This is a genomic window from Leucobacter chromiisoli (assembly GCF_016522505.1).
GTDB classification, from domain to species: domain Bacteria; phylum Actinomycetota; class Actinomycetes; order Actinomycetales; family Microbacteriaceae; genus Leucobacter; species Leucobacter chromiisoli.
This window is the reverse complement of sequence record NZ_JAEHOH010000006.1, coordinates 39,213-58,500: the sequence shown is the minus strand read 5'-3', so window position 1 is coordinate 58,500 and position 19,288 is coordinate 39,213. Positions and strand designations below refer to the sequence as shown.

Sequence of the window (19,288 nt, the reverse complement as noted above, 5' to 3'; positions counted from 1 at the left end):
CTACCCGAAGAGCAGCCGGACCTCCTCGTAGCGGCTCTCGGGCACCGACTTCAGCTTGTCGACCGCGTCGGACAGCGGAACCGTCTCCATCTCGTTGCCCCGCAGCGAGACCATCGTGCCCCACTCCCCCGCCTGCACGGCGTCGGCGGCCTTGATCCCGGCCCGCGTCGCGAGCACGCGGTCGAACGCCGTGGGCACTCCGCCGCGCTGCACGTGACCGAGCACGGTCGCGCGCGACTCGATGCCCGTGCGCTCCTCGATGATCGGGGCGAGCACCTCGGCGATGCCGCCCAGGCGCGGGCGCCCGAAGCCGTCGAGGCCCGCGCGCGTGGAGACGCTGTCCATGCCCTCGAGGCGGAATCCCTCCGCGACGACGACGAGCGGGCTGCGCCCGCGATCGCGAACGCTCTCGACCCAGGTGCACACCTGCTCGACCGACTCGGGGAACTCCGGCAGCAGGATCACCTGCGCGCCGCCCGCCATGCCGGCGTGCAGCGCGATCCAGCCGGCGTCGCGCCCCATCACCTCGAGCACCATGCAGCGCCGATGCGACTCGCCCGTCGTGCGCAGGCGGTCGATCGCCTCGGTCGCGATCGACACGGCGGTGTCGAAGCCGAAGGTGAAGTCGGTGCCGTCGAGGTCGTTGTCGATGGTCTTCGGCAGGCCGAGCACCGGGATCCCGGCCTCGGAGAGCATCATGGCGACCGTCTGCGTGCCGTTGCCGCCGATCGTGATCAGCCCGTCGAGCTCCAGCTCCGCCATGCGGCGCTTGATGCCCTCGGCGCCGCCCGCCTCATCGCTGAACGGGCTCACCCGGCTCGTGCCGAGGATCGTGCCGCCGAGCGGCGAGATGCCGCGCACGGCCCGGCGATCCAGCGGAATCCAGTTGTCCTCGATCACCCCGCGCCAGCCGTCGATGAACCCGATCATCTCGAAGCCCAGCACGTCGACACCGCGGAGCACGGCTCCGCGGATCGCCGCGTTGAGGCCGGGGCAGTCCCCGCCCGAGACCAGCATTCCAATGCGCATACGCACTCCTCCACACGCTCTCTGCCCGTGGTGCCGGGGCCGGAGCGCTCAGAACGATCCGGACAGCGTGGCCGGCACCTCGTTCGATGCTATCGTCAGGGGCCGACCCGTCGCCCGGGAAACGCTAGCCGTCCTCGCGGATGGCCCGGTGCAGCACGTGCATGAGCGCCTCGAGCTGCACGGAGTCCTCCTCCTCGCGCTTGGCCTCGGCGCCGTCGAGGGCGCGGGCGGCCAGCCCGGCCTTGCCGTCGATGAGCTCGGCGATCTTGGCGTCGATCGTCTGCGCGGCCACGATGCGCCACGCCGTGACCGGCTCCTCCTGGCCGATGCGGTGCACCCGGTCGATCGCCTGCGTCTGCTCGGCGTCCGTCCAGCTCAGCTCCGCCAGCACCACGTCGGAGGCGGCCTGCAGGTTCACGCCGACGCCGGCCGCGGTGAGCGAGCACACCGCGACCGAGACCTCCGGATCCTGGTTGAAGGCGTCGATCTGCTCCTGCCTGAAGGCCGAGGTCTGATCGCCTCGGATCGAGATCGTCTTCAGGCCTCGCTCGGCGAAGGCCGCCTCGGCTCGATCCATCACGTCGATGTGCTTCGCGAAGAACACGACCTTGCCGACCGAGCGGGCGAGCTGAGCCGCGTAGTCGGCTGCGAGCCCGGCCTTCGCCTGACCGATCTGCCGCACCATCGTGAACACGTTCGTGCCGTCGGCCGAGGCGTTCGACTCCTCGAGCTCCTGCGCGCAGATCATGCGGATGATCGCCTCGTCGGAGAGCTTCTCGCCGAGCTTGCCCGCCTTCGTCGCCGTGAATCGGTCGAGCAGCTTCTTCGCGAGCCGCTGCTCCGCCTCGCGGATGCCGCGGCCCACCTCGTCGTCGAGCTCGACGGGCAGGTCGACCACGCGCTTCGCGGGCAGGTCGGCGGCGACGTCGATCTTGCGACGGCGGACGATGCCCATGTCGATGACGCTCTGCCGCGCCTCGGGGTAGAAGGCGGAATCGGCCGGAGTCCAGCCGTTGCTCTCGAGGCGGGCCATGAGCTCGGGGCCCGGCTTCTCGGCGTCCGTCCAGCCGAGGAAGCGCCAGATGGCGCGGAAGTCGTCGATGTCGTTGATGAGGGGCGTGCCCGTCAGCGCGATGAGCAGCGGGGACACGCCCGGCGTCCGCTCGCGGATGCGCTCCGCGATCGCCAGGACGTTGCGGGAGCGCTGCGACTGCACGTTCTTGATCATGTGCGCCTCGTCGACCACCATGCCGCGGAACCCGAAGTCGGAGATCCAGCTGAGGTGCCGGTCGAGGATCTCGTAGTTCACCACGAACACGTCGGCGAAGGCGTCGATGTCCTGCCCGTCGCCGTGGATCACCGTGACACGGCGCTGCGGGGTCCAGCGCTCCGCCTCGCGAGCCCAGTTCATCTTCACGACGTTCGGCACGACCACGAGCAGCGGGTAGGCGCCCGCCACGGAGGCGGCGAGCACGGACTGCGCGGTCTTGCCGAGACCCGGCTCGTCGGCCAGCAGGAAGCTGCGGTGCCCCTCCTCGACCGCGGCGAGGAACCTCGCCTGGTGCGGCATCAGCTCGAGCCCGCGGGGCGCCAGATGATCCGGCACGGGGGGCTCGGGGAGCGCCATGCACGCCGACCCGCCGCCGCCCTGCTCGAACGACTTCAGCAGGGGGCTGAGCAGCTCCCAGTTCGCGAGGCGCACCACCGGCGTCGGCTTGCCGGTGCGCGTCAGGTCGGGCGCCAGGAACGGGCTCGCCATCATGCGGGCATCGATGCCGGGAGGCCTGACCTGGCGCTCCGCCAGCTCGGGCGGGACGCTCGGCGCGACCGGCTCCGCCGGGGGCTCCTCGGCGGGCAGCTCGATGCCCGCCTGCGTCAGCATCTTGCGCTTCAGCGCGCGGGTGGCATCGGTGATCGAGGCCGTCGGCTCGAGCAGCGTGATCAGCGAGGTGTCGCGAGCCGCGGTGCGGGCGAGGATCGCCGCGATGCCGTCGAGGCGCTTCAGCGTCTCGACGCGCTCGGCGTCGGCGATGCCCTCCTCGGTCTTCACCCTGGCGCGCTCCTCGCGCATCAGCAGCGCGATCACCTGGAACTTGGTGCGGTTCGCCGGCGTCGCCTTGCCCCGCTGCGCCGACGCCTCGACCTCGCGCACGGCGCGCGCGAGCAGCGGGATGATGCCCTCGTTGTGGGTGTGGCGGCGCTTGCCGGGGCTCTTCGCCCTCGTCTGCTTCGACGGTTCCGTCGTCTGGGACGGGCTCTGAGCAGTGCGCGCGGCGGTGGTGGATGCCATGGATCTCCTGATCGGCGAATACCGTCTCGGTGGTGTTCCCGAGGCGCAGGGCGGTGTCGGACGCTCTGCCCGACGACGTGCAACAGCGCGTCAGGGGGAGCGCGGCAGCGTCTCCCGCTCCAGCGGCACCGCCGCGGCGGTGTCCAGAGAGCGGAGCGTCGGACGGCTGCACGGGCACGAAAGACAGTGCCGACTTGCAACCCTGCGCAAGATTCTAGCATCCCGTCCTCCCGCGCCGCTCACCCCGACGGGTGGGGGCGGGATCCCGGGCTAGCCGAGCAGGCGGCGCGTCTCCGAGACGTCCTCCCGCATCTGGTCGACGAGGTCGTCGACGCTGGTGAACTTCTCCATCCCGCGCAGCCGGTGCAGCAGGCGCACCTCGACGCGGGCCCCGTAGATGTCGTCCGAGAAGTCGAGCAGGTAGGCCTCGACGCGCGACTGACCGCCCTCGGTGAAGGTGGGGTTCGTGCCGATCGAGATCGCGGCGTCGTGGCTGCGGCCGTCGAGCAGCACGCGCCCCGCGTAGACGCCGTCGGCGGGCACGAGGCCCTCCACGCCCCCGCCCAGGTTCGCCGTCGGGAACCCGAGCTCGCGCCCGCGCGCGTCGCCGTGCACGACCTCGCCCCGCACCGCGACGGGCCGCCCCAGCATGCGCGCGGCCAGGGACACGTCACCCGCCAGGATCGCCTCGCGCACCCGCGTGGAGGAGATGCGCCCCAGCTCCGGATCCTCGACGGAGCCGACGACGTCGGTGACGAAGCCCAGCCGCTCCCCCATGCGGCGCAGCAGGGCGACGTCCCCGGCGCCGCGGTGGCCGAAGCGGAAGTCCGAGCCGACGATGAGGTGCCGCGCGTGCAGGCGGTCGAGCAGCACCCGCTCGACGTATTCCTCCGCAGGCATGGTCGAGAGCTCCGCGTCGAACTCGACCATCACGCACGCCGAGACCCCGGATGACTCGATCGCGGCGAGCCGCTGCTCGCGGCTCATGAGGGGCAGGGGGCAGAGCTCGGGCCGGAGCAGGCTCAGCGGGTTGTTCGAGAACGTGAACACCACGGAGTCGAGCTCGGCGCCGTCTGCGATCCCGAGCAGACGGGCGAGGATCGCCTGATGCCCCAGGTGCACGCCGTCGAACTTGCCGATGGCGACGGCGCTGCCGCGCGGGAAATCGGTCTCGCGGATCTCTGCGAGCGAGTCGAATCGCCGCATCAGCGCACCGCCCCCTCCGCGCCGGCCGAGCGAGCGCGCCCGTCCCGGCCGCCGGCCCGGACGGCGCCCTCGGTCTCGCGGCTGCGGAACAGCCAGATCAGGCCCAGGATCGGCAGCACGAGCGGGATCCAGAGGTATCCCTGGCCGAAGTACGACCATACCGACGGATGCGCGAACCACTGCGGCGCCACGAGGCTCAGCGCACCCACCACGAGCACGCCCGCGAGCTCGAAGCTCAGCGCGGCCCACGCGATCCCGCGCCAGACGCCCCTGCGCTTGATCAGGGCGACGGTGGCGACGATGTAGACCGCACCGGCGACCGCGGAGAGCGAGTAGGCGAGCGGCGCCTCGTCGAACTTCGTGAGGATCTGGTAGAGCGAGCGGAACGTCGCGGCGATCGCGAGCACGATGTACACCGCGATGAGCACCTTCGCGAGGCCGCTCATGCGGTCGTCGGAAACCGCGCCCCGGGCGCGGGCGGGCGCGGGGGAAGCGGGGGTCGGATCGGCATTCGGCACGACAACCAGCTTAGATTACGCGCGCCGCTCGGCCTCCCGCCCGGTTCCCACCACTCCGGCGGAGAGCCGCGCGACGCACGCTTCGAGCGGTCCCCGCCCGACGCACACGGCCCAGAGGACGCACCCGACGATCACGCCGATCGTCATCGGCCAGAACGGATCGAGCGACGAGAACTGCACCGGCGGGTCGGCGAGCCCCGTGCGCGCCCGCTCACCGGCGAGCCAGATCCCCCAGACGACCAGGTGGGAGGCGTACGCGGTCAGCGGCATCGACCCCACGACGCGCACCGGCCACAGCAGCATGCGCAGCGGGGTCGCCCCGACGATCACGCACACGCCGATCGCGGCGAGGGCGAAGCCACCCGAACCGATCGCCTCGCCCACCCCGGAGGAGTGCGGTTCGTCCTGCAGCACGGCGAGGAACCAGGCACCCGCCGGCCCGGGAGATCCGGGCTCCGGGCCGACGGCGCGATCTCCGACGGGCCCGATGATCCCGTACCCCGTGACGGCGAGCACCGCGCCGGCCGCGACGAGGCCGGTCGCCCGACGAACGGGTGCCGCCGCGAGCAGGCGCCCCGCGCCGAGGCCGGCCGCGAGGAAGGCGGCCCAGAGAGGGAAGGGGTATCGCCATCCGAGCAGCAGGGGCCACGCCTCTGCGTCGCCCCCGAGTTCGGCGAATCCCGTGTCGTCGACGACGGCGACGACGAACGGCATCACCGTCGCGAGGACGGCGGCGAGCGCGAAGAGGGCTCGCCAGGAGAGACCGAGCATGCCGATGCCCGCGGCGAAGAGCAGTCCGTACGCGGGAAGGATGACGTACACCGGCACGGCGAGGCCGAGGAGGAGCACTCCGATGGCCCAGACGACGAAGGCGCGTACCGCGAGCAGCAGCCGGGCTCTCCGCAGCTGCGCTCCGCGCGGCGGGCTCGCCCCGCCCGACGCGAGCGCCAGCGAGACGCCCGCCAGCGTCGCGAACAGGATCGAGGAGCGGCCCTCGACCACGCCGAGCCACGTCTCGGGTTCGCCCCAGATGATCCGAGGCGCGTCGAGCAGGTGGGCGGCGAACATGCCGAGGACGGCGAGGCCCCGCGCGAGATCGACGCCGGGAAGCCGCGCCGGCGGCTCCAGGCGGGCGAGGCGATCACGGGTCCGCTCCGCCGGGCGCACGGATAGGCGGGGATGCGCTGCACCGTTCATCGCCCCAGTCCACCGCACCAGTCTTCGAGAACGCAGAACGGTCGCGGCGGCGCGGCTCAGCCCGCGGGGTCGAAGCGGAGCACGCGATCGTCGTCGGGGCCGGGCGAACCGCGGCCGTCGGTGTTGTTGGTCAGGATCCAGAGGGCTCCGTCCGGCGCGACGACCGCGTCGCGCAGGCGCCCGTGCTCCCCGACGAGGTGCTCCGTCGACGCCGCGAGGTCGCTCAACGGCACCTCCCGGAGACGTTCGCCCCGCAGGTTCGCGATGAAGACGGCCCCGTCCAGGATCGCGATGCCGCTCGGGCTGGCGTCCGCCGGCTTCCACTGCTGCACCGGATCGACGAATCCCTGCGTCTCGGCGATCCCCTCGACCTCGGGCCAACCGTAGTTGCCTCCGGCCTCGATCACGTTGAGCTCGTCCCAGGTGTCCTGCCCGAACTCGCTCGCGTAGAGGGTGCCGTCATCGGCCCAGGCGATGCCCTGCGGATTGCGGTGGCCGAAGCTGTAGACGTAGGAGTCCGGAAAGGGGTTGTCGCTCGGGACCTCGCCCTCGGCGGTCATCCGCAGGATCTTCCCGCCGAGCGACTCGAGGTCTTGCGCTCCGGGCCTGTCCCCGGCGTCGCCCGCCGTCGCGTAGAGCATGCCGTCCGGGCCGAAGGCGATGCGCCCGCCGTCGTGGTGACTGGCCGACGGGATGCCGTCGAGGATCGGCTCGGCGGGTCCGAGCCCGAGCGAGCCCGCCTCGCCGGTCAGCTCGTACCGCTCGATGCGGTTCTCCTCGGCCGCGGTGAAGTAGAGGTACAGGTGGCCGTCGTGCACGGCGATGCCGAGCAGGCCGCCCTCCCCCATCGGCTCCACCCCGTCGACCACGGCGACCTCGCGCGCCTCCCCGTGCTCGTCGAGTTCGAGAACGCGCGCGCTGTCGCGCTCGCCGATGAGCGGCGTCTCACCGTGGAACGCGATGGACCACGGCGCATCGAGCCCGTCGGCGACCACCGCGAGCCGCCCCTGCGGCGATCCGGAACCCCGCGTCGTCGGGGGCGGCGCCCCGTCGCCGGCCTGGGCGCCGCATGCGGTGAGCAGCAGCGGAAGTCCGAGCAGGATCACGGGAACCGCAACGCCTCTGCGTGAGCTCATCGCAGGCCCTCCTTCCTTCCGCCGGGTGCGTGGAACCCGTCGATGAATAGTCTGACGCGTCGGAGCACCGTTCGGGAGGCCCTGGCGAAGCAGGTACTCGCAGGGGCTCCCGCGCCGGTCGCGGATGTGATGCCCTTGATCGTTGTCCGCTGCGCGCCGCCGGCGCGCGCCCCTGCCACCCGAAAGAGATCCGCACCGCTTCATGTCAGCCTCCGCCAGCAGCCAGCGTCTCCCGCTCCTCATCTACGTGCTCGCCGCCGGCGTGTTCCTCATGGGCACGACCGAGTTCGTCGTCGCCGGGATCCTGCCCGAGATCGCCCGGGATCTCGACATCGCCGTCGCGCACGCCGGCCTCACCATCACCGTCTTCGCGATCGGCATGATCGTGGGCACCCCGACGATGGCGATCCTCACCTTGAAGCTCCCCCGCCGCGTCACGCTGAGCCTCGCCCTGGTCGTCTTCGCGATCGGTCACGTCGTCGGCGCCCTCAGCGACGATCTCACGGCCATCCTGATCGCACGCTTCATCACGGCGCTCGCGACCGGCGCGTTCTGGGCCGTCGCAGCGGTCGTCGCCGCGAAGGCCGCCGGCGCTGCGAGGGCGTCGAAGGCGCTCGGGATCGTGCTCGGCGGCGGCATGCTCGCCAACGTCGTGGGGGTGCCCCTCGGCTCCTTCGCCGGCCAAGCCATCGGCTGGCGAGGCCCGTTCTGGGCGCTCGCGGGGATCGCGGCCGTGGCCGCGGTGGTGATCTTCCAGCAGATGCCCGCGGAGAACGGCTCCGGGCCCGTTCCGTCGGTGCGAGCCGAGATCCGGAGCCTCGCGGACGGACGGGTGTGGCTCGTCTTCGCGGGAGCGGCGGTCGTGTGCGGATCCTCGCTGGCCGTCTACGCCTTCATCGCGCCGCTGCTCACGGACGTCAGCGGGCTCGACCCCTCCGCGGTGCCGCTCGTGCTCCTCGGCTACGGCGTCGGCGCCTTCGCCGGTTCCAACCTCGGCGGCACGCTGGGCTCCCGGCGCCCCTACGGCGTGCTCTTCCTGTCGGCCGCGATGACGTTCCTCGTGCTGGCCGCGATGTTCCTCTTCTCGCACAGCGCCGCGGCCGCCGTGGTGCTCGTGGCGCTGCTCGGCCTCTTCGGGATGTCCACCAATCCGGTCCTGATCGGCATGGCCGTGCGCTTCGCCGACCGGGCGCCCACGCTCGCCTCGGCGCTCGCGACGGCATCGTTCAACCTCGGGACGGCCGTCGGTTCATGGATCGCCGGGTTCACCCTCGCGACGTCCCTGGGGGCGAACGGTCCCGTGCTCGTGGGCGCCGTCATCGCCACGCTCTACTTCGTCCCCCTCTCGATCCTGCTGGTGACGGAGCGGCGCGCACCGTCGACACGCGCCGCTCGGCCTGGAGGTCGCCGTCGAACTCCTGGCGCGAGTTCCGTCTGACCTGGTGTTCTCCGCCGCCCGGGGTACAGTGGAGGATGCGCACTGCGGCCCCGTCGACGATCTGGGACCGGGCGTGGCTGGGCATCACCATCGGGTCGGTCGCGCTGATCTTCCTCGCCGCCACCGAAGCGCTGGCGGTCACGACGGTGATGCCGGTCGTCAGCGTCGATCTGCACGGGCAGGCGCTGTTCGCGGTCGCGTTCTCCGGCACGCTCGCGACCGGTGTGATCGGTATGGTCGCCGCCGGCGCGTGGAGCGACCGCACCGGCCCGAGGGCGCCGCTGTACACGGCGGTGCTGCTGTTCACGATCGGCCTCGTCGTCTCCGGAGTCGCGGCGGACATGTACACGCTCATCGCGGGCCGTCTGATCCAGGGCCTCGGCGGCGGCGCGCAGACCGTGTCGCTCTACGTGCTGGTGGCGCGGGTGTACCCGCGCGAGCTGCACGGCAGGATCTTCGCCGCGTTCGCAGCCGCCTGGGTGGTGCCTTCGATGATCGGCCCGTTCCTCGCCGGCGCGGTGACCGAGTTCCTGCACTGGCGCTGGACGTTTCTCGGCGTGGCGGTGCTGACGGCGCTGGCCTTCCTCTTGGTCTTCGCGCAGCTGCGCGGAGCCTCGCTCGGCGCAGCGGACGACGGCGCGGCGGATGTCGGCACCGCGGCCGACGACGATGGCACGACCGGTGCGGGCGGTGCGGGCGACGGCCGCGCGAGCGACGGAACCGACGCGGTGCGGCCGCCGAGCGGCCGCGCGATCGCCGTGCGGCTGCTCCTCTCCGTCGTCGTCGCGCTCGCGGCCGTCGCCACCGGTTTCGCGGCCGAGGCGCCGCCCGCGGTCGGTTGGCCGATCGCCCTCGGCTGCATCGCGGTGATCGCCTGCGCGATCCGGCCCCTGACGCCGCGGGGCACGCTGTCCTCGCGCGCGGGGCTGCCGAGCGTCATCCTCATGCGCGGGCTCGTGGCGGGGTCGTTCCTCGCGGCCGAGACCTACGTGCCCAAGCTCCTCATGGACCGGTTCGCATTCAGCCCGACGATCGCGGGGCTCGCCCTCACCGTCGCCGCGCTGGCCTGGTCGCTCGCCTCGTTCGCTCAGGGGCGGTACGGCGACCGCGTCGGCAGCATGCGACTCGTCATGCTCGGCCTTCCGCTCCTGCTCGTGGGAATCGTCGCCCTGCTGGCCGTCGCCGTCACGGACGGGACGCCCTGGCTGGTCGTGGCCGGCTGGGGCGTCGCCGGCGGCGGCATGGGTCTCCTCTACCCCCGGTTGACCGTGCTCACGCTCTCCTACTCGACGACCGCCGACGAGGGCTTCAACTCCTCGGCGCTCTCGATCTCGGACTCCACGGGCTCGGCGGTGGCGATCGCCGTCGCCGGCCTGGTGTTCCTCACCCTGCCGGTGTCCGGCTCGGGGTTCACGGCGGTCTTCGTCCTCGCGGCGGCGGTGCTCCTCGTCTCCCTGATCCCGGGCCTGCGGCTGGGCGACGGGAGGCGCTGAGGGAGCGAGGAGCGAGGCTCGCCACCGATTCAGGCGTTCGTCGCCTCCGCCTCCGAGTCGTGCCGCCCGGCTCCGGCGTCCTCGCTCGCCGCCCAGGAGGCGAGCAGCCGCATGCGCTCCTCCGAGGGCGACCCCGGTTCGGGCGTGTACAGGGTGAGGGTCAACCCCGGTTCGGAGGCCAGCTCGAGACTCTCGAAGGCCACGGTCAGGTCGCCGACGACGGGGTGGCGGAAGTACTTGACGCCGGTACCGTGCCTCGTCACGTTATGGGCGGCCCAGCGCCGGCGGAACTCGACGCTGCGGCAGCTCAGTTCGCCGATCAGCTCGTGATGCTCCTTGTCGTACGGATTGCGCGCCCCCTCCGCCCGCAGGATCTGCACGGCGGTGTCGGCCGCGCGTTCCCAGTCGAGATGGAAGTCGACGCCCCGCTGATCGAGGAAGATGAATCGCGCGAAGTTCGGGGTCGTGCCCGGCATGTCGTAGGCGTCCCGGTAGAAGGCGCGCCCCACGCTGTTCGCGGCGAGCATATCCATGCGCCCGTTGCGGACGATCGCCGCGCTGCCGGTCACGGAGTCGAGCGTCCACTGCAGCGTGCGGTGCAGAGACGACGGACGCGGGCGCCGCGTCCTCACGGCCCTGCCGACCGGTCCCGCCGCGTGCGCGAGGTCGAGCAGGTAGGCCTGCTCGGCGTGGTCGAGCAGCAGCGCTCGAGCGATGGCGTCGAGCACCTCCGGCGAGGCCCCGCCGATCGCGCCGCGCTCGATCCGGGTGTAGTACTCGACGCTCACGCCGGCGAGCGCCGCGACCTCGCTGCGGCGCAGCCCCTTCACGCGCCGGTTCGACCCCTCGGGCAGACCGACGCGCTCCGGCGTCACCCGCTCGCGCCTCGTCGTGAGGAACTCGCGCACCTCGGCCCTGTTGTCCATGCGTCCAGGGTAGGCGCGCCGGTCCGCTCCTGACAGTCACTCGCAGTACCCCTCTCAGGGGGTCTCCCCTGTCGAGCGGAGATGTGGTCTGCTGGAGACACGCACGAGAGACGTGCGACATCCCTGCGGAGGAGAGAGACATGCGCGCAGTCATCATGGACGCCCCCGGTCGGATCCGGGTCGGCGAGCGGGAGGATCCGAAGATCATCGAGCCGACCGACGCCGTGATCCGGCTCACGGCGACCTGCATCTGCGGGTCCGACCTGTGGCCCTACCGGGGCGCCGAGGAGGCGGATCAGCTGCTCATGGGCCACGAGTACGTCGGAGTCGTCGAGGAGGTCGGCTCGGAGGTGCGGACCGTGGAGCCCGGCGACTTCGTCGTGGGATCCTTCGTGATCTCGTGCGGCGAGTGCGAGATCTGCCGGTCCGGGTTCCCGTCGCGCTGCGTGCACGCCGAGTTCGTGCACGGCGGCATCGGCACGCAGGCCGAGAGGGCGCGCATCCCCTTCGCCGACGGCACCCTCGTCGCCACGCCCGGTGAGCCCGACGAGGACCTGATCCCGTCCCTGCTCGCCGCCTCGGACGTGCTCGGCACCGGCTGGTACGCCGCGGTCGCCGCCGAGGCCGGCCCCGGCAAGACCGTCGCGGTGGTCGGCGACGGCGCGGTCGGACTCATGGGCGTGCTGGCCGCGAAGCAGCTCGGCGCCGAGCGGGTCATCATCTCGTCGCGCCACCCGGCGCGTCAGGCGCTCGCCCGCGAGTTCGGCGCGACCGACATCATCGAGGAGCGCGGCGACGCGGCAGCCGAGAGGATCAGGGAGCTCACCGGCGGCCTCGGTGCGCACGGCACGGTCGAGGCGGTCGGCACGCAGGAGGCGATGATGCAGGCCATCCGTTCGACCCGGCCCGGCGGCAACGTGGGCTTCGTCGGTGTCTCGCACGGCGTCTCCATCGACGGCGGCGAACTCTTCTTCTCGCAGGTGCAGCTGCTCGGCGGTCCGGCGCCGGTGCGGCGGTTCCTGCCCGAGCTGATCCGGCTGATCTGGGATCGCGAGATCGACCCCGGCAAGGTGTTCGACCTCGTGCTCCCCCTCGACGAGGCCGCGGCGGGGTACCGGGCGATGGACGAGCGGAGGGCCACCAAGGTGCTGCTGACCGTGTGACCGGCTCACCCGCTCCAGATGACGAGCATGCGGTAGGTCATCACGGCGACCGAGAGGTGCACCACCGCGAGCACGAGGTTGGCCCACCGCGTGCGGTCCACGAGCGCCCAGAACCCCGCACCGACGGGCAGCAGCAGGGCGACGATCAGGTACATCCAGAACTCGAGCGGGTCGCCCCGGGGCGGGTTGCCGGTGAGCGGGGCGACGATCGAGATGACGACCTGGGCGACGAGCATCAGGGCGACGAGCAGCGTCGCGCCCATCGTGTAGTCGTTCGGGCCGCCCCGCCGGAGGCACACGACAAGGCACGTCGCGAGCCCCGCGAGCGCGACGGCGATCAGCGCGATGGCGTACCAGAGGATCACGGCGCGACACTCCCCGCGGGCGCAGCCGCGTCGGACGTCCCCGCGTCGGGCGTCGGGAAGTTCGTGACGACGCGGGTGCGGCCCCGCTTCACCTCGACCAGCCCGATCAGCCGACCGTCCGGCGCGACCGCGGCCGCGAGCTTCGCGTCGGGGTGCTCGTCGGCGCCGAGCTCGAGGCGCTTGCCGTGGCCGAGATCCACCGTCTGCCGTTCGGTGAGCCGCAGCTCGGGGAACAGGCCCGTCGCGACCTCGGCCGGTGCGAGCAGCTCTCCGGGCTCGCCGCCCGCGAGGCGCTCGGTGCTCGTCGCGCCCGCCACCGAGAACGGCCCGACCTCGGTGCGCCGCAGAGCCACCAGGTGGCCGCCGACGCCGAGCGCCTCGCCGAGATCCCGGGCGAGCGCCCTGATGTACGTGCCCGACGAGCACCGCACCGTCGCGTCGATGTCGATGACGTCGACCGGGGTCTCGCCGCCGGCCAGCCGCACCGCCGAGACCACGCGCGGCTGCTCGATCTCGAAGGCCTCGATCCGCACGGGCCGCTTCTTCAGCTCCACCTGCTCGCCGGCGCGCACCCGGTCGTAGGCCCGCCGGCCGTCGACCTTGATCGCGCTGACCGCGCTCGGCGCCTGTTCGATGTCGCCCGTGAGCACCGCCACAGCGTCGGCGATGCGCTGCGGCTCATCGGCCAGCGCTTCGACGTCGGCGGGCCGGGCGACGGCGAGGATCTCCCCCTCGCGATCGTCGGTGACCGTGGAGACGCCGAGCCGGATCGTCGTGGTGTAGGTCTTGTCGAGCCCGACGAGATGCGTGAGCAGCCTCGTGGCGGGCCCGGCGCCGAGCACCAGCAGGCCGGTCGCCATCGGGTCCAGGGTTCCCGCGTGCCCCACCTTGCGGGTGCCGAGCGCGCGCCGCGCCTTGGCGACGACGTCGTGGCTGGTCCAGCCCTCGGCCTTGTCGATCAGCAGGATCCCGCCCTGCGGCGGCAGCGGCCGGGGCGTCTGGGCGGCAGGGGTGTTCGTCACCCCACCTACCCTACTCATTCGAGCAGGCCGCGCTCCCTGGCGACGGCGGCGGCACGCCCCCGGCTGTCCGCCCCGAGCTTGGCGAGCAGGTGCACGACGTGCGTCTTCACCGTCGACTCGGAGACGAAGAGCCGCCTCGCGATCTCGCGGTTCGAACGCCCCTCCGCGAGCAGCGCCAGCACCTCGAGCTCCCGCTCGGTGAGGCGGGCCGCCGGCGCCGCGCGTTCCGCCCGCACCCTGAGCTCGGGGGCGATCACCGTGCGCCCCGCAGCGGCGTCGGCGATCCCCGCGAGGATCGTCCCGGTCGGCGCGTCCTTCAGCAGGTATCCGGCCGCGCCGGCCTCGATCGCCCGCAGCACGTCGACATCGCGGTCGGAGGTGGTGAGGATCAGCACCGCGGGAGCCGACCGCAGCTCCCGCAGCCGCGCCGTCGTCTCGATCCCGTCGATGCCGTCGCCCAACCGCAGGTCGCAGAGCACGACGTCTGGGCGCAGCACGTCCGCCGCCTCGATCGCCTCCTCCCCCGTCGCCGCCTCGCCGACCACCCGGGCGCCGACGGCCGAGTCGAGCACGGTGCGCAGGCCCGCGCGCACGATGGGGTGGTCGTCGACGAGCAGCACGCTGAGCGTCATGAGGGAGCCTCCGCGCCACGGGATCCACCCTGGGATCCGCCCCGGGTCGCACCCGTCGGCTCACTCGTCGACGCCCGCCGCAGTGGGGCTCCCCGCGGCACCCAGGCCGAGAGCGCGGTGCCCTCGCCCGGCCCGCTCTCGATGTCGAGGCCCCCGCCCAGCTCGCGGAGCCGCTCGCGCGCCTCCCGCAGCCCGACGGAGACGCCGCCTCCGCCGGTCCGCTCCCAGGCCGCGATGTCGAAACCGCACCCGTCGTCCACCACGTCGAGTCGCACCTCGTCGCCCACCTCGCGCAGCTCCACACCCACCCGGGACGCCGCGGCATGCGCCCTGATGTTGGCGAGCGCCGTCTGGAGCGTGCGCAGCAGGGCCACCTCGGCACCCGTGCCGAGCGGGCGCAGCGGATCCGCGGCGAAGCCCGCCGGGATCCCCGACTCGGCCGCGAAGCCGCGCGCCAGACGCTCGAGCGCTTCACCGAGCGCCGACGCCTCCAGCTCCGCAGGGAGCAGCGCCCGCACGATGCGCCGCGCGTCCTCGGCGCCCCGGCGCGCGACGGCGTCGATCCGGGCGGCCGCCTCGTCGTCGACGCCTCCGCGCGCGAGCAGGGAGATGGACGAGAACTCCTGGGCGATCGTGTCGTGGATGTCGCGCGCGATCCTGGTCCGCTCCTCGCTCGCCCCCGCCTCGCGCTGCACCCGCGCGAGCTCGGCCTGCAGCGCATCGGTCTCGCGCCCGGCCGCCACCAGGCTCGCCACGAGACGGCGGTGCTCATCGGCATCCGCCAGCAGCGACGAATAGAGGCGGGCCATGCCCAGGGCGAACGCCCCGCCGATCACCGGTCCGAGCACCTCGGGCGTCGAGGTCTCTCCCCGCATCGCCCACGGTACGGCGATGGCTGCGGCCACGATGCCGGCCCCGCCCACGGCGCCCGCGGCGCCCCGCAGCAGGTGGCCGCTCACGAGCAGCAGCGGGAAGGACACCCAGACGAAGTCGGGCGAGAGCAGCAGTGCGCCCAGCCACACCGCGGTGAGCGCACCCAGCCAGAGCATCGCCCGCCGGCGATCGCGCAGGCCGGCTCCGGCGGCGTAGCAGCCGAGCAGCAGGATCCCGACGCCCGCGGCCGCCCAGAGCGGGGCGCCCTGCTGCACCGCGCGCAGTACCGACACGCCGACGAGCACCACCGTGATCCCGTGCAGCCCGAGACGCGCCGTGCGTAGAGCGCGGGTGCGGTCACCCGCCCCCGACGCGGGCCCGGCCCCGCTCGCCATCCCCGGCTCTGCGCTCGTCACCCCTCGATTCTGCTGGAGACCGGGGCGCGGCGCGAGGTCGACGCCCGGATCTCAGCAATTCGGACGATGCCCCCGACCGCTCGACGCGGAAGCCTGGAAGGGTGAAGACACCACTGCATCATCTGCTCGTATCCGCATTCGTCTACGCGGGCCTCGGCGTCGCGTCGGGCCTCTTCTACCGGGAGTTCACCAAGCTCAACGGGTTCCCCGAGGGAGCGTTCACCCAACTCGGTCTCGCCCACACCCACCTGCTCGCTCTCGGGTTCTTCCCGTTCCTCATCCTGCTCGGCCTCGAGCAGGCCTTCCGGTTCTCAGCCGCCCGGAAGCGCTTCGTCTGGTTCCTCTGGCTCTACCACGCGGGCGTCGTGCTCACCTCGGCGATGCTGATCCTGCACGGCTCGCTCACGGTGCTCGGGCTCGAGTCGTCGAAGATGATCGCGGGCGTCGCCGGTCTCGGGCACATGGCGATCACGGCGGCGATCGCGGTGCTCTTCACCGCGCTGCGCACCGCGATCCGTACCGCGGGCGCGCCCGCGGTACGGCGGGAGGAGCCCGCACCGGTCGCGGTGCGAGGCGGCGCCTAGACTGGAGGGGTGGGGAAGACCGAGATCGCCAGCGCTCTGAACTCCTGGTACGAGCGCGAGGCGCGGGACCTGCCGTGGCGCGCCGAGGGCGCGTCGCCCTGGGCGATCCTGGTCTCGGAGTTCATGCTGCAGCAGACCCAGGTCGAGCGCGTGCTCCCCCGCTGGGTCGCGTGGATGGAGCGCTGGCCGACGCCCTCCGCACTCGCCGCAGAGGAACCCGGCGAGGCGGTCCGGGCCTGGGACCGCCTCGGCTACCCGCGCCGGGCGCTCTGGCTGCACCGTGCCGCGACCGAGATCGCGACCCTGCACGGCGACGCGGTGCCGGCCGACGTCGACCGGCTGCTGGCGCTCACCGGCATCGGCCCCTACACGGCCCGCGCGGTCTCGGTCTTCGCGTTCGGCGAGCGGCACCCCGTCGTCGACACCAACACCCGCCGGGTGATCGCCCGCCTCGTGCACGGCCGCGCGGCGGCCGGCATGCCCTCGCCCCGCGATCTCGCCGACATGGAGGCCCTGCTCCCCGAGAGCGACGCGGAGGCCGCCGTCTTCAACGCGGCCGCGATGGAGCTCGGCGCCGTCGTCTGCACCGCGCGGTCTCCCCGGTGCGACGACTGCCCCGTGGCGGCCTGGTGCGAGTGGCGCGGAGCCGGCTACCCCGACAACGCGCCGGCGAAGCGGCCGAAGCAGGCGAGGTTCGAGGGCAGCGACCGGCAGGTGCGGGGCAGGATCATGGCGCTGCTGCGGCGCCGGCCCGATCCCGCACCGCTCGCGGACGTGCTCGCGGCCGCCGCCGAGGGCGGGGTCCGGGATCCCGGGCAGCCGCGCCGCGCCCACGACTCGCTCGTCGCCGACGGGCTCGTCGTCGAGCTCGACGGTCTCGTCCGCCTGCCCTGAGCGGCTCCCCTGCCCGGTCTGCGGGGGCTCAGACCGTGTCGTCGTCCTCGTCGTCCTCGCGCGGCTTCACGTAGGGGTCGGCCTCGCCCGCGTAGCTCGCGCCGGCCGCGAGGGCCGCCGACTCCTCGTCGCGACGCTTCGCCTCGGCGAGCAGCTCGCTCAGGTGCTGCGCCGACTCCGGCAGCTCGTCGTGGATGAACTCGAGCGTCGGCGTGAGGCGCGTGCCGAGCTGCTTGCCGACCTCGCTGCGCAGCATGCCGGTCGCGGCCTTCAGCGCGGCCGCGGTGTCCGCCTGCTCCTCCTCGCTGCCGTACACCGTGTAGAACACGCTCGCGTTCTGCAGATCGCCGGTGACGCGCACATCCGTGATGGTGACGAAACCGAGCCGCGGATCCCGCAGCCCCTTCTCGAGCCTGCGGGCGATGATCTGCTGGATCCGCTCCGCTACCTTGCCCGCACGTGGATTACTCATGCCTCAAGCCTACCGCCGCACGGCGCGGGCGGAGGACGAGGGGCGGCGCCGGTCACCGCCCCGCGTTCTCACGCGCTCTCGGAGAAAGCGGCGTAGTGTCTGCGCAGCTGCGCGCGGTTGAGCTTGCCGGTGGCCGACACCGGCAACTCGTCGAGCACAACGAGCTCCTTCGGGGAGGAGAAGGCTGCATGCTCGGTCTTCACGAGCCGCTGCAGCTCTTCGAGCAGACCGGCAGAGGGTTTCCGGTTCCGCAGGCGGACATAGGCGACGAGTCGATGGCCCTTCACCGGATCCTTGATGCCGACGAGCGCCGATTCCATCACATCGGGATGGGTGTTCATCACCGCTTCGACCTCGTGCGGCGCGATCCGGTAGCCCGCGACCTTGATGGCGTCGTCACGGCGGCCAACGTAGAAGAAGTAGCCGTCGGCATCGACGTAGGCGACATCCTTGGTGTGGAACCACTCGCCGCCGAAGTCGCGCTCGGTTTCCTCGGGCTGCCCCCAGTAGCCGAGAGGGTACTGCAGCGTCGATCCGGCTTTCAGGCAGATCTCTCCCGGCTCTCCGATCGGAACCTGCCGCCCCGTCTCGTCCAGCACACGAACAACGCTGCTGCCGAGCGGCTTGCCCATCGACCCCGGCTTCACCGGTTCATGGCACCGTGCGCCGATGAAGAGCCCCATCTCCGTCGATCCGTACATCTCGCGCGGTGACACCCCCAGGTGGTCGCGCACCCACGTGGCCGTACCCGCGCCGAGCGCCTCGTTCGAACTCGTGATCGTCGTGAAGGCGTCACGGTACGGGGCGGTGTCGGGAACGTCCCGCTGGATCATGCGCAGCGCGGTCGCGTTGATGAAGACGTTGCGCACTCCGTGGTGCACGAGCCGGTCCAGCAACCGCACCGGGTCGAACCGGTCGTATCGATACACCAGGATCACGGCCCCGACCTTCCAAGGTCCGAGCAGCTTGCGCACCCACCAGCTCCAGTCTCCGATCGCGAAGTACCGCTCGCCCTCATGAAGATCCTGGACCTGGATGTACTCCTCGATCGAGAGCATCGAGCGGTGAGGGATCACGACGCCCTTCGCGGGCCCGGTCGTACCGGAGGTGAATCCGATGAACGCCGGCGCATCGGCCGACAGCACGACCGTGGGGAACGGGCAATCTCTGCTGGTCTCCAGCTCCTCGAGCTTCACGACCGGGCCGGAGAGCAGGCCTGCAACACGATCGCTCAGCCGTGCCTCGACGATCGTGAGGACCGGCTCGACCCGCTCATGCCGCTGTCGAAGCTGGCCATCGGCCCACAGCTCGCTCATGGTGACCAGCACCGCTCCGGCGCGCAGCACCGCCAGCATGACGGCGGCGGCCTCGGGGCTCTGCCTGAGCACGGTGACCACCCGATCACCCGGGAGCACCTGCATCTCCTGCAGCTGATGGGCGTACGCCGACGAGAGATCCTGAAGAGCGCCCCATCGGATATGCTCCTCGTGCCCGTGATCATCGTCCCAGATCATGGCGAGCTTGTCCGAGGGGAGCTCCTCGCAGAGATCGAAAACGGCGTTGTACTCTGCGGGCACGGGTACGGTCGGCGCAGCGAGCGTTCCTCGGGACTCCACCGGGACCACCGGCGGAGC

18 protein-coding genes are annotated in these 19,288 nt (G+C 72.3%); 5 read left to right on the top strand and 13 right to left on the bottom strand.

The annotated features are described in order from the left end of the window. The 6 genes from JD276_RS04665 to JD276_RS04640 form a co-directional block, all read right to left on the bottom strand. A complete protein-coding gene (locus JD276_RS04665; protein WP_200114372.1) occupies positions 1-1,029 on the bottom strand; it encodes a 6-phosphofructokinase in 1,029 nt (342 codons plus the stop codon). Between the two features lie 124 nt (positions 1,030-1,153). Further along, positions 1,154-3,319 (bottom strand): DEAD/DEAH box helicase, encoded by a 2,166-nt coding sequence (locus JD276_RS04660; protein ID WP_200114370.1) that lies wholly within the window; start codon positions 3,317-3,319, stop codon positions 1,154-1,156. A gap of 270 nt (positions 3,320-3,589) precedes the next feature. Further along, the gene (locus JD276_RS04655) at positions 3,590-4,525 is read right to left on the bottom strand and encodes a bifunctional riboflavin kinase/FAD synthetase (protein ID WP_200114368.1); all 936 of its coding nucleotides are present in this window, start codon (positions 4,523-4,525) and stop codon (positions 3,590-3,592) included. After that, entirely contained in the window at positions 4,525-4,971 is a 447-nt protein-coding gene (locus JD276_RS04650; RefSeq protein WP_200114731.1) for a hypothetical protein, read from the bottom strand. Before JD276_RS04650 ends, JD276_RS04655 begins: the two co-directional genes overlap by 1 nt. 87 nt (positions 4,972-5,058) lie before the next feature. Beyond that, the gene (locus JD276_RS04645; RefSeq protein ID WP_200114366.1) at positions 5,059-6,240 is read right to left on the bottom strand and encodes a heparan-alpha-glucosaminide N-acetyltransferase domain-containing protein; all 1,182 of its coding nucleotides are present in this window, start codon (positions 6,238-6,240) and stop codon (positions 5,059-5,061) included. 56 nt (positions 6,241-6,296) lie between these two features. Next, on the bottom strand, positions 6,297-7,376 hold the full coding sequence (locus tag JD276_RS04640) for a PQQ-dependent sugar dehydrogenase (protein ID WP_200114365.1): 1,080 nt from the start codon (positions 7,374-7,376) through the stop codon (positions 6,297-6,299). 202 nt (positions 7,377-7,578) lie between these two features. On the opposite strand from JD276_RS04640, the gene JD276_RS04635 reads away from it, so the two are divergent. Together JD276_RS04635 and JD276_RS04630 are read left to right on the top strand one after the other, a co-directional pair. Beyond that, positions 7,579-8,814, top strand: coding sequence for an MFS transporter (locus JD276_RS04635; RefSeq protein ID WP_200114363.1), 1,236 nt, complete (start codon positions 7,579-7,581; stop codon positions 8,812-8,814). Between the two features lie 35 nt (positions 8,815-8,849). After that, positions 8,850-10,307: an MFS transporter gene (locus JD276_RS04630; RefSeq protein WP_200114362.1), complete on the top strand. Its 1,458-nt coding sequence runs from the start codon at positions 8,850-8,852 to the stop codon at positions 10,305-10,307. A 29-nt stretch (positions 10,308-10,336) separates the two neighbouring features. Here JD276_RS04630 and JD276_RS04625 read toward each other — a convergent pair whose 3' ends face one another. Then, on the bottom strand, positions 10,337-11,233 hold the full coding sequence (locus JD276_RS04625) for a helix-turn-helix domain-containing protein (RefSeq protein WP_200114361.1): 897 nt from the start codon (positions 11,231-11,233) through the stop codon (positions 10,337-10,339). A 140-nt stretch (positions 11,234-11,373) separates the two neighbouring features. On the opposite strand from JD276_RS04625, the gene JD276_RS04620 reads away from it, so the two are divergent. After that, positions 11,374-12,396 carry a zinc-dependent alcohol dehydrogenase family protein gene (locus tag JD276_RS04620; protein WP_200114360.1) on the top strand — a complete coding sequence of 341 codons (1,023 nt, stop codon included), beginning with the start codon at positions 11,374-11,376 and terminating at the stop codon, positions 12,394-12,396. 5 nt (positions 12,397-12,401) lie between these two features. On the opposite strand, the gene JD276_RS04615 is transcribed toward JD276_RS04620, so the two are convergent. From JD276_RS04615 to JD276_RS16300, 4 genes are read right to left on the bottom strand one after another with little or no spacing between them, the layout of a single operon-like run. Further along, positions 12,402-12,761 (bottom strand): hypothetical protein, encoded by a 360-nt coding sequence (locus tag JD276_RS04615; RefSeq protein ID WP_200114358.1) that lies wholly within the window; start codon positions 12,759-12,761, stop codon positions 12,402-12,404. Next, entirely contained in the window at positions 12,758-13,783 is a 1,026-nt protein-coding gene (truB, locus tag JD276_RS04610) for a tRNA pseudouridine(55) synthase TruB (protein ID WP_307866449.1), read from the bottom strand. The genes JD276_RS04615 and truB overlap by 4 nt, the downstream gene beginning before the upstream one ends. A 14-nt stretch (positions 13,784-13,797) precedes the next feature. Then, on the bottom strand, positions 13,798-14,415 hold the full coding sequence (locus tag JD276_RS04605) for a response regulator (RefSeq protein WP_200114356.1): 618 nt from the start codon (positions 14,413-14,415) through the stop codon (positions 13,798-13,800). Beyond that, positions 14,412-15,704, bottom strand: coding sequence for a sensor histidine kinase (locus JD276_RS16300; protein ID WP_200114355.1), 1,293 nt, complete (start codon positions 15,702-15,704; stop codon positions 14,412-14,414). Before JD276_RS16300 ends, JD276_RS04605 begins: the two co-directional genes overlap by 4 nt. A 101-nt stretch (positions 15,705-15,805) precedes the next feature. Between JD276_RS16300 and JD276_RS04595 the strand changes: the two genes are divergently transcribed. Continuing rightward, positions 15,806-16,288 (top strand): DUF2871 domain-containing protein, encoded by a 483-nt coding sequence (locus tag JD276_RS04595; RefSeq protein WP_307866448.1) that lies wholly within the window; start codon positions 15,806-15,808, stop codon positions 16,286-16,288. 9 nt (positions 16,289-16,297) lie between these two features. Next, positions 16,298-17,182 carry an iron-sulfur binding domain-containing protein gene (locus JD276_RS04590; protein ID WP_200114354.1) on the top strand — a complete coding sequence of 295 codons (885 nt, stop codon included), beginning with the start codon at positions 16,298-16,300 and terminating at the stop codon, positions 17,180-17,182. A gap of 28 nt (positions 17,183-17,210) precedes the next feature. On the opposite strand, the gene rbfA is transcribed toward JD276_RS04590, so the two are convergent. Both rbfA and JD276_RS04580 read right to left on the bottom strand, forming a co-directional pair. Continuing rightward, positions 17,211-17,654, bottom strand: coding sequence for a 30S ribosome-binding factor RbfA (rbfA, locus tag JD276_RS04585; RefSeq protein WP_200114353.1), 444 nt, complete (start codon positions 17,652-17,654; stop codon positions 17,211-17,213). Between the two features lie 68 nt (positions 17,655-17,722). Beyond that, positions 17,723-19,231 carry an acetate--CoA ligase gene (locus JD276_RS04580; protein WP_200114351.1) on the bottom strand — a complete coding sequence of 503 codons (1,509 nt, stop codon included), beginning with the start codon at positions 19,229-19,231 and terminating at the stop codon, positions 17,723-17,725. Positions 19,232-19,288 lie beyond the last annotated feature (57 nt).

What these genes read in the sequence shown, in the direction of transcription:
- JD276_RS04625 (WP_200114361.1), bottom strand. Translation starts at nt 11,233, where the DNA reads ATGGACAACAGGGCCGAGGTGCGCGAGTTCCTCACGACGAGGCGCGAG.
- rbfA (WP_200114353.1), bottom strand. Translation starts at nt 17,654, where the DNA reads ATGAGTAATCCACGTGCGGGCAAGGTAGCGGAGCGGATCCAGCAGATC.
- JD276_RS04605 (WP_200114356.1), bottom strand. Translation starts at nt 14,415, where the DNA reads ATGACGCTCAGCGTGCTGCTCGTCGACGACCACCCCATCGTGCGCGCG.
- JD276_RS04665 (WP_200114372.1), bottom strand. Translation starts at nt 1,029, where the DNA reads ATGCGCATTGGAATGCTGGTCTCGGGCGGGGACTGCCCCGGCCTCAAC.
- JD276_RS04620 (WP_200114360.1), top strand. Translation starts at nt 11,374, where the DNA reads ATGCGCGCAGTCATCATGGACGCCCCCGGTCGGATCCGGGTCGGCGAG.
- JD276_RS04635 (WP_200114363.1), top strand. Translation starts at nt 7,579, where the DNA reads ATGTCAGCCTCCGCCAGCAGCCAGCGTCTCCCGCTCCTCATCTACGTG.
- JD276_RS04660 (WP_200114370.1), bottom strand. Translation starts at nt 3,319, where the DNA reads ATGGCATCCACCACCGCCGCGCGCACTGCTCAGAGCCCGTCCCAGACG.
- JD276_RS04640 (WP_200114365.1), bottom strand. Translation starts at nt 7,376, where the DNA reads ATGAGCTCACGCAGAGGCGTTGCGGTTCCCGTGATCCTGCTCGGACTT.
- JD276_RS04630 (WP_200114362.1), top strand. Translation starts at nt 8,850, where the DNA reads ATGCGCACTGCGGCCCCGTCGACGATCTGGGACCGGGCGTGGCTGGGC.
- JD276_RS04655 (WP_200114368.1), bottom strand. Translation starts at nt 4,525, where the DNA reads ATGCGGCGATTCGACTCGCTCGCAGAGATCCGCGAGACCGATTTCCCG.
- JD276_RS04645 (WP_200114366.1), bottom strand. Translation starts at nt 6,240, where the DNA reads ATGAACGGTGCAGCGCATCCCCGCCTATCCGTGCGCCCGGCGGAGCGG.
- JD276_RS04650 (WP_200114731.1), bottom strand. Translation starts at nt 4,971, where the DNA reads ATGAGCGGCCTCGCGAAGGTGCTCATCGCGGTGTACATCGTGCTCGCG.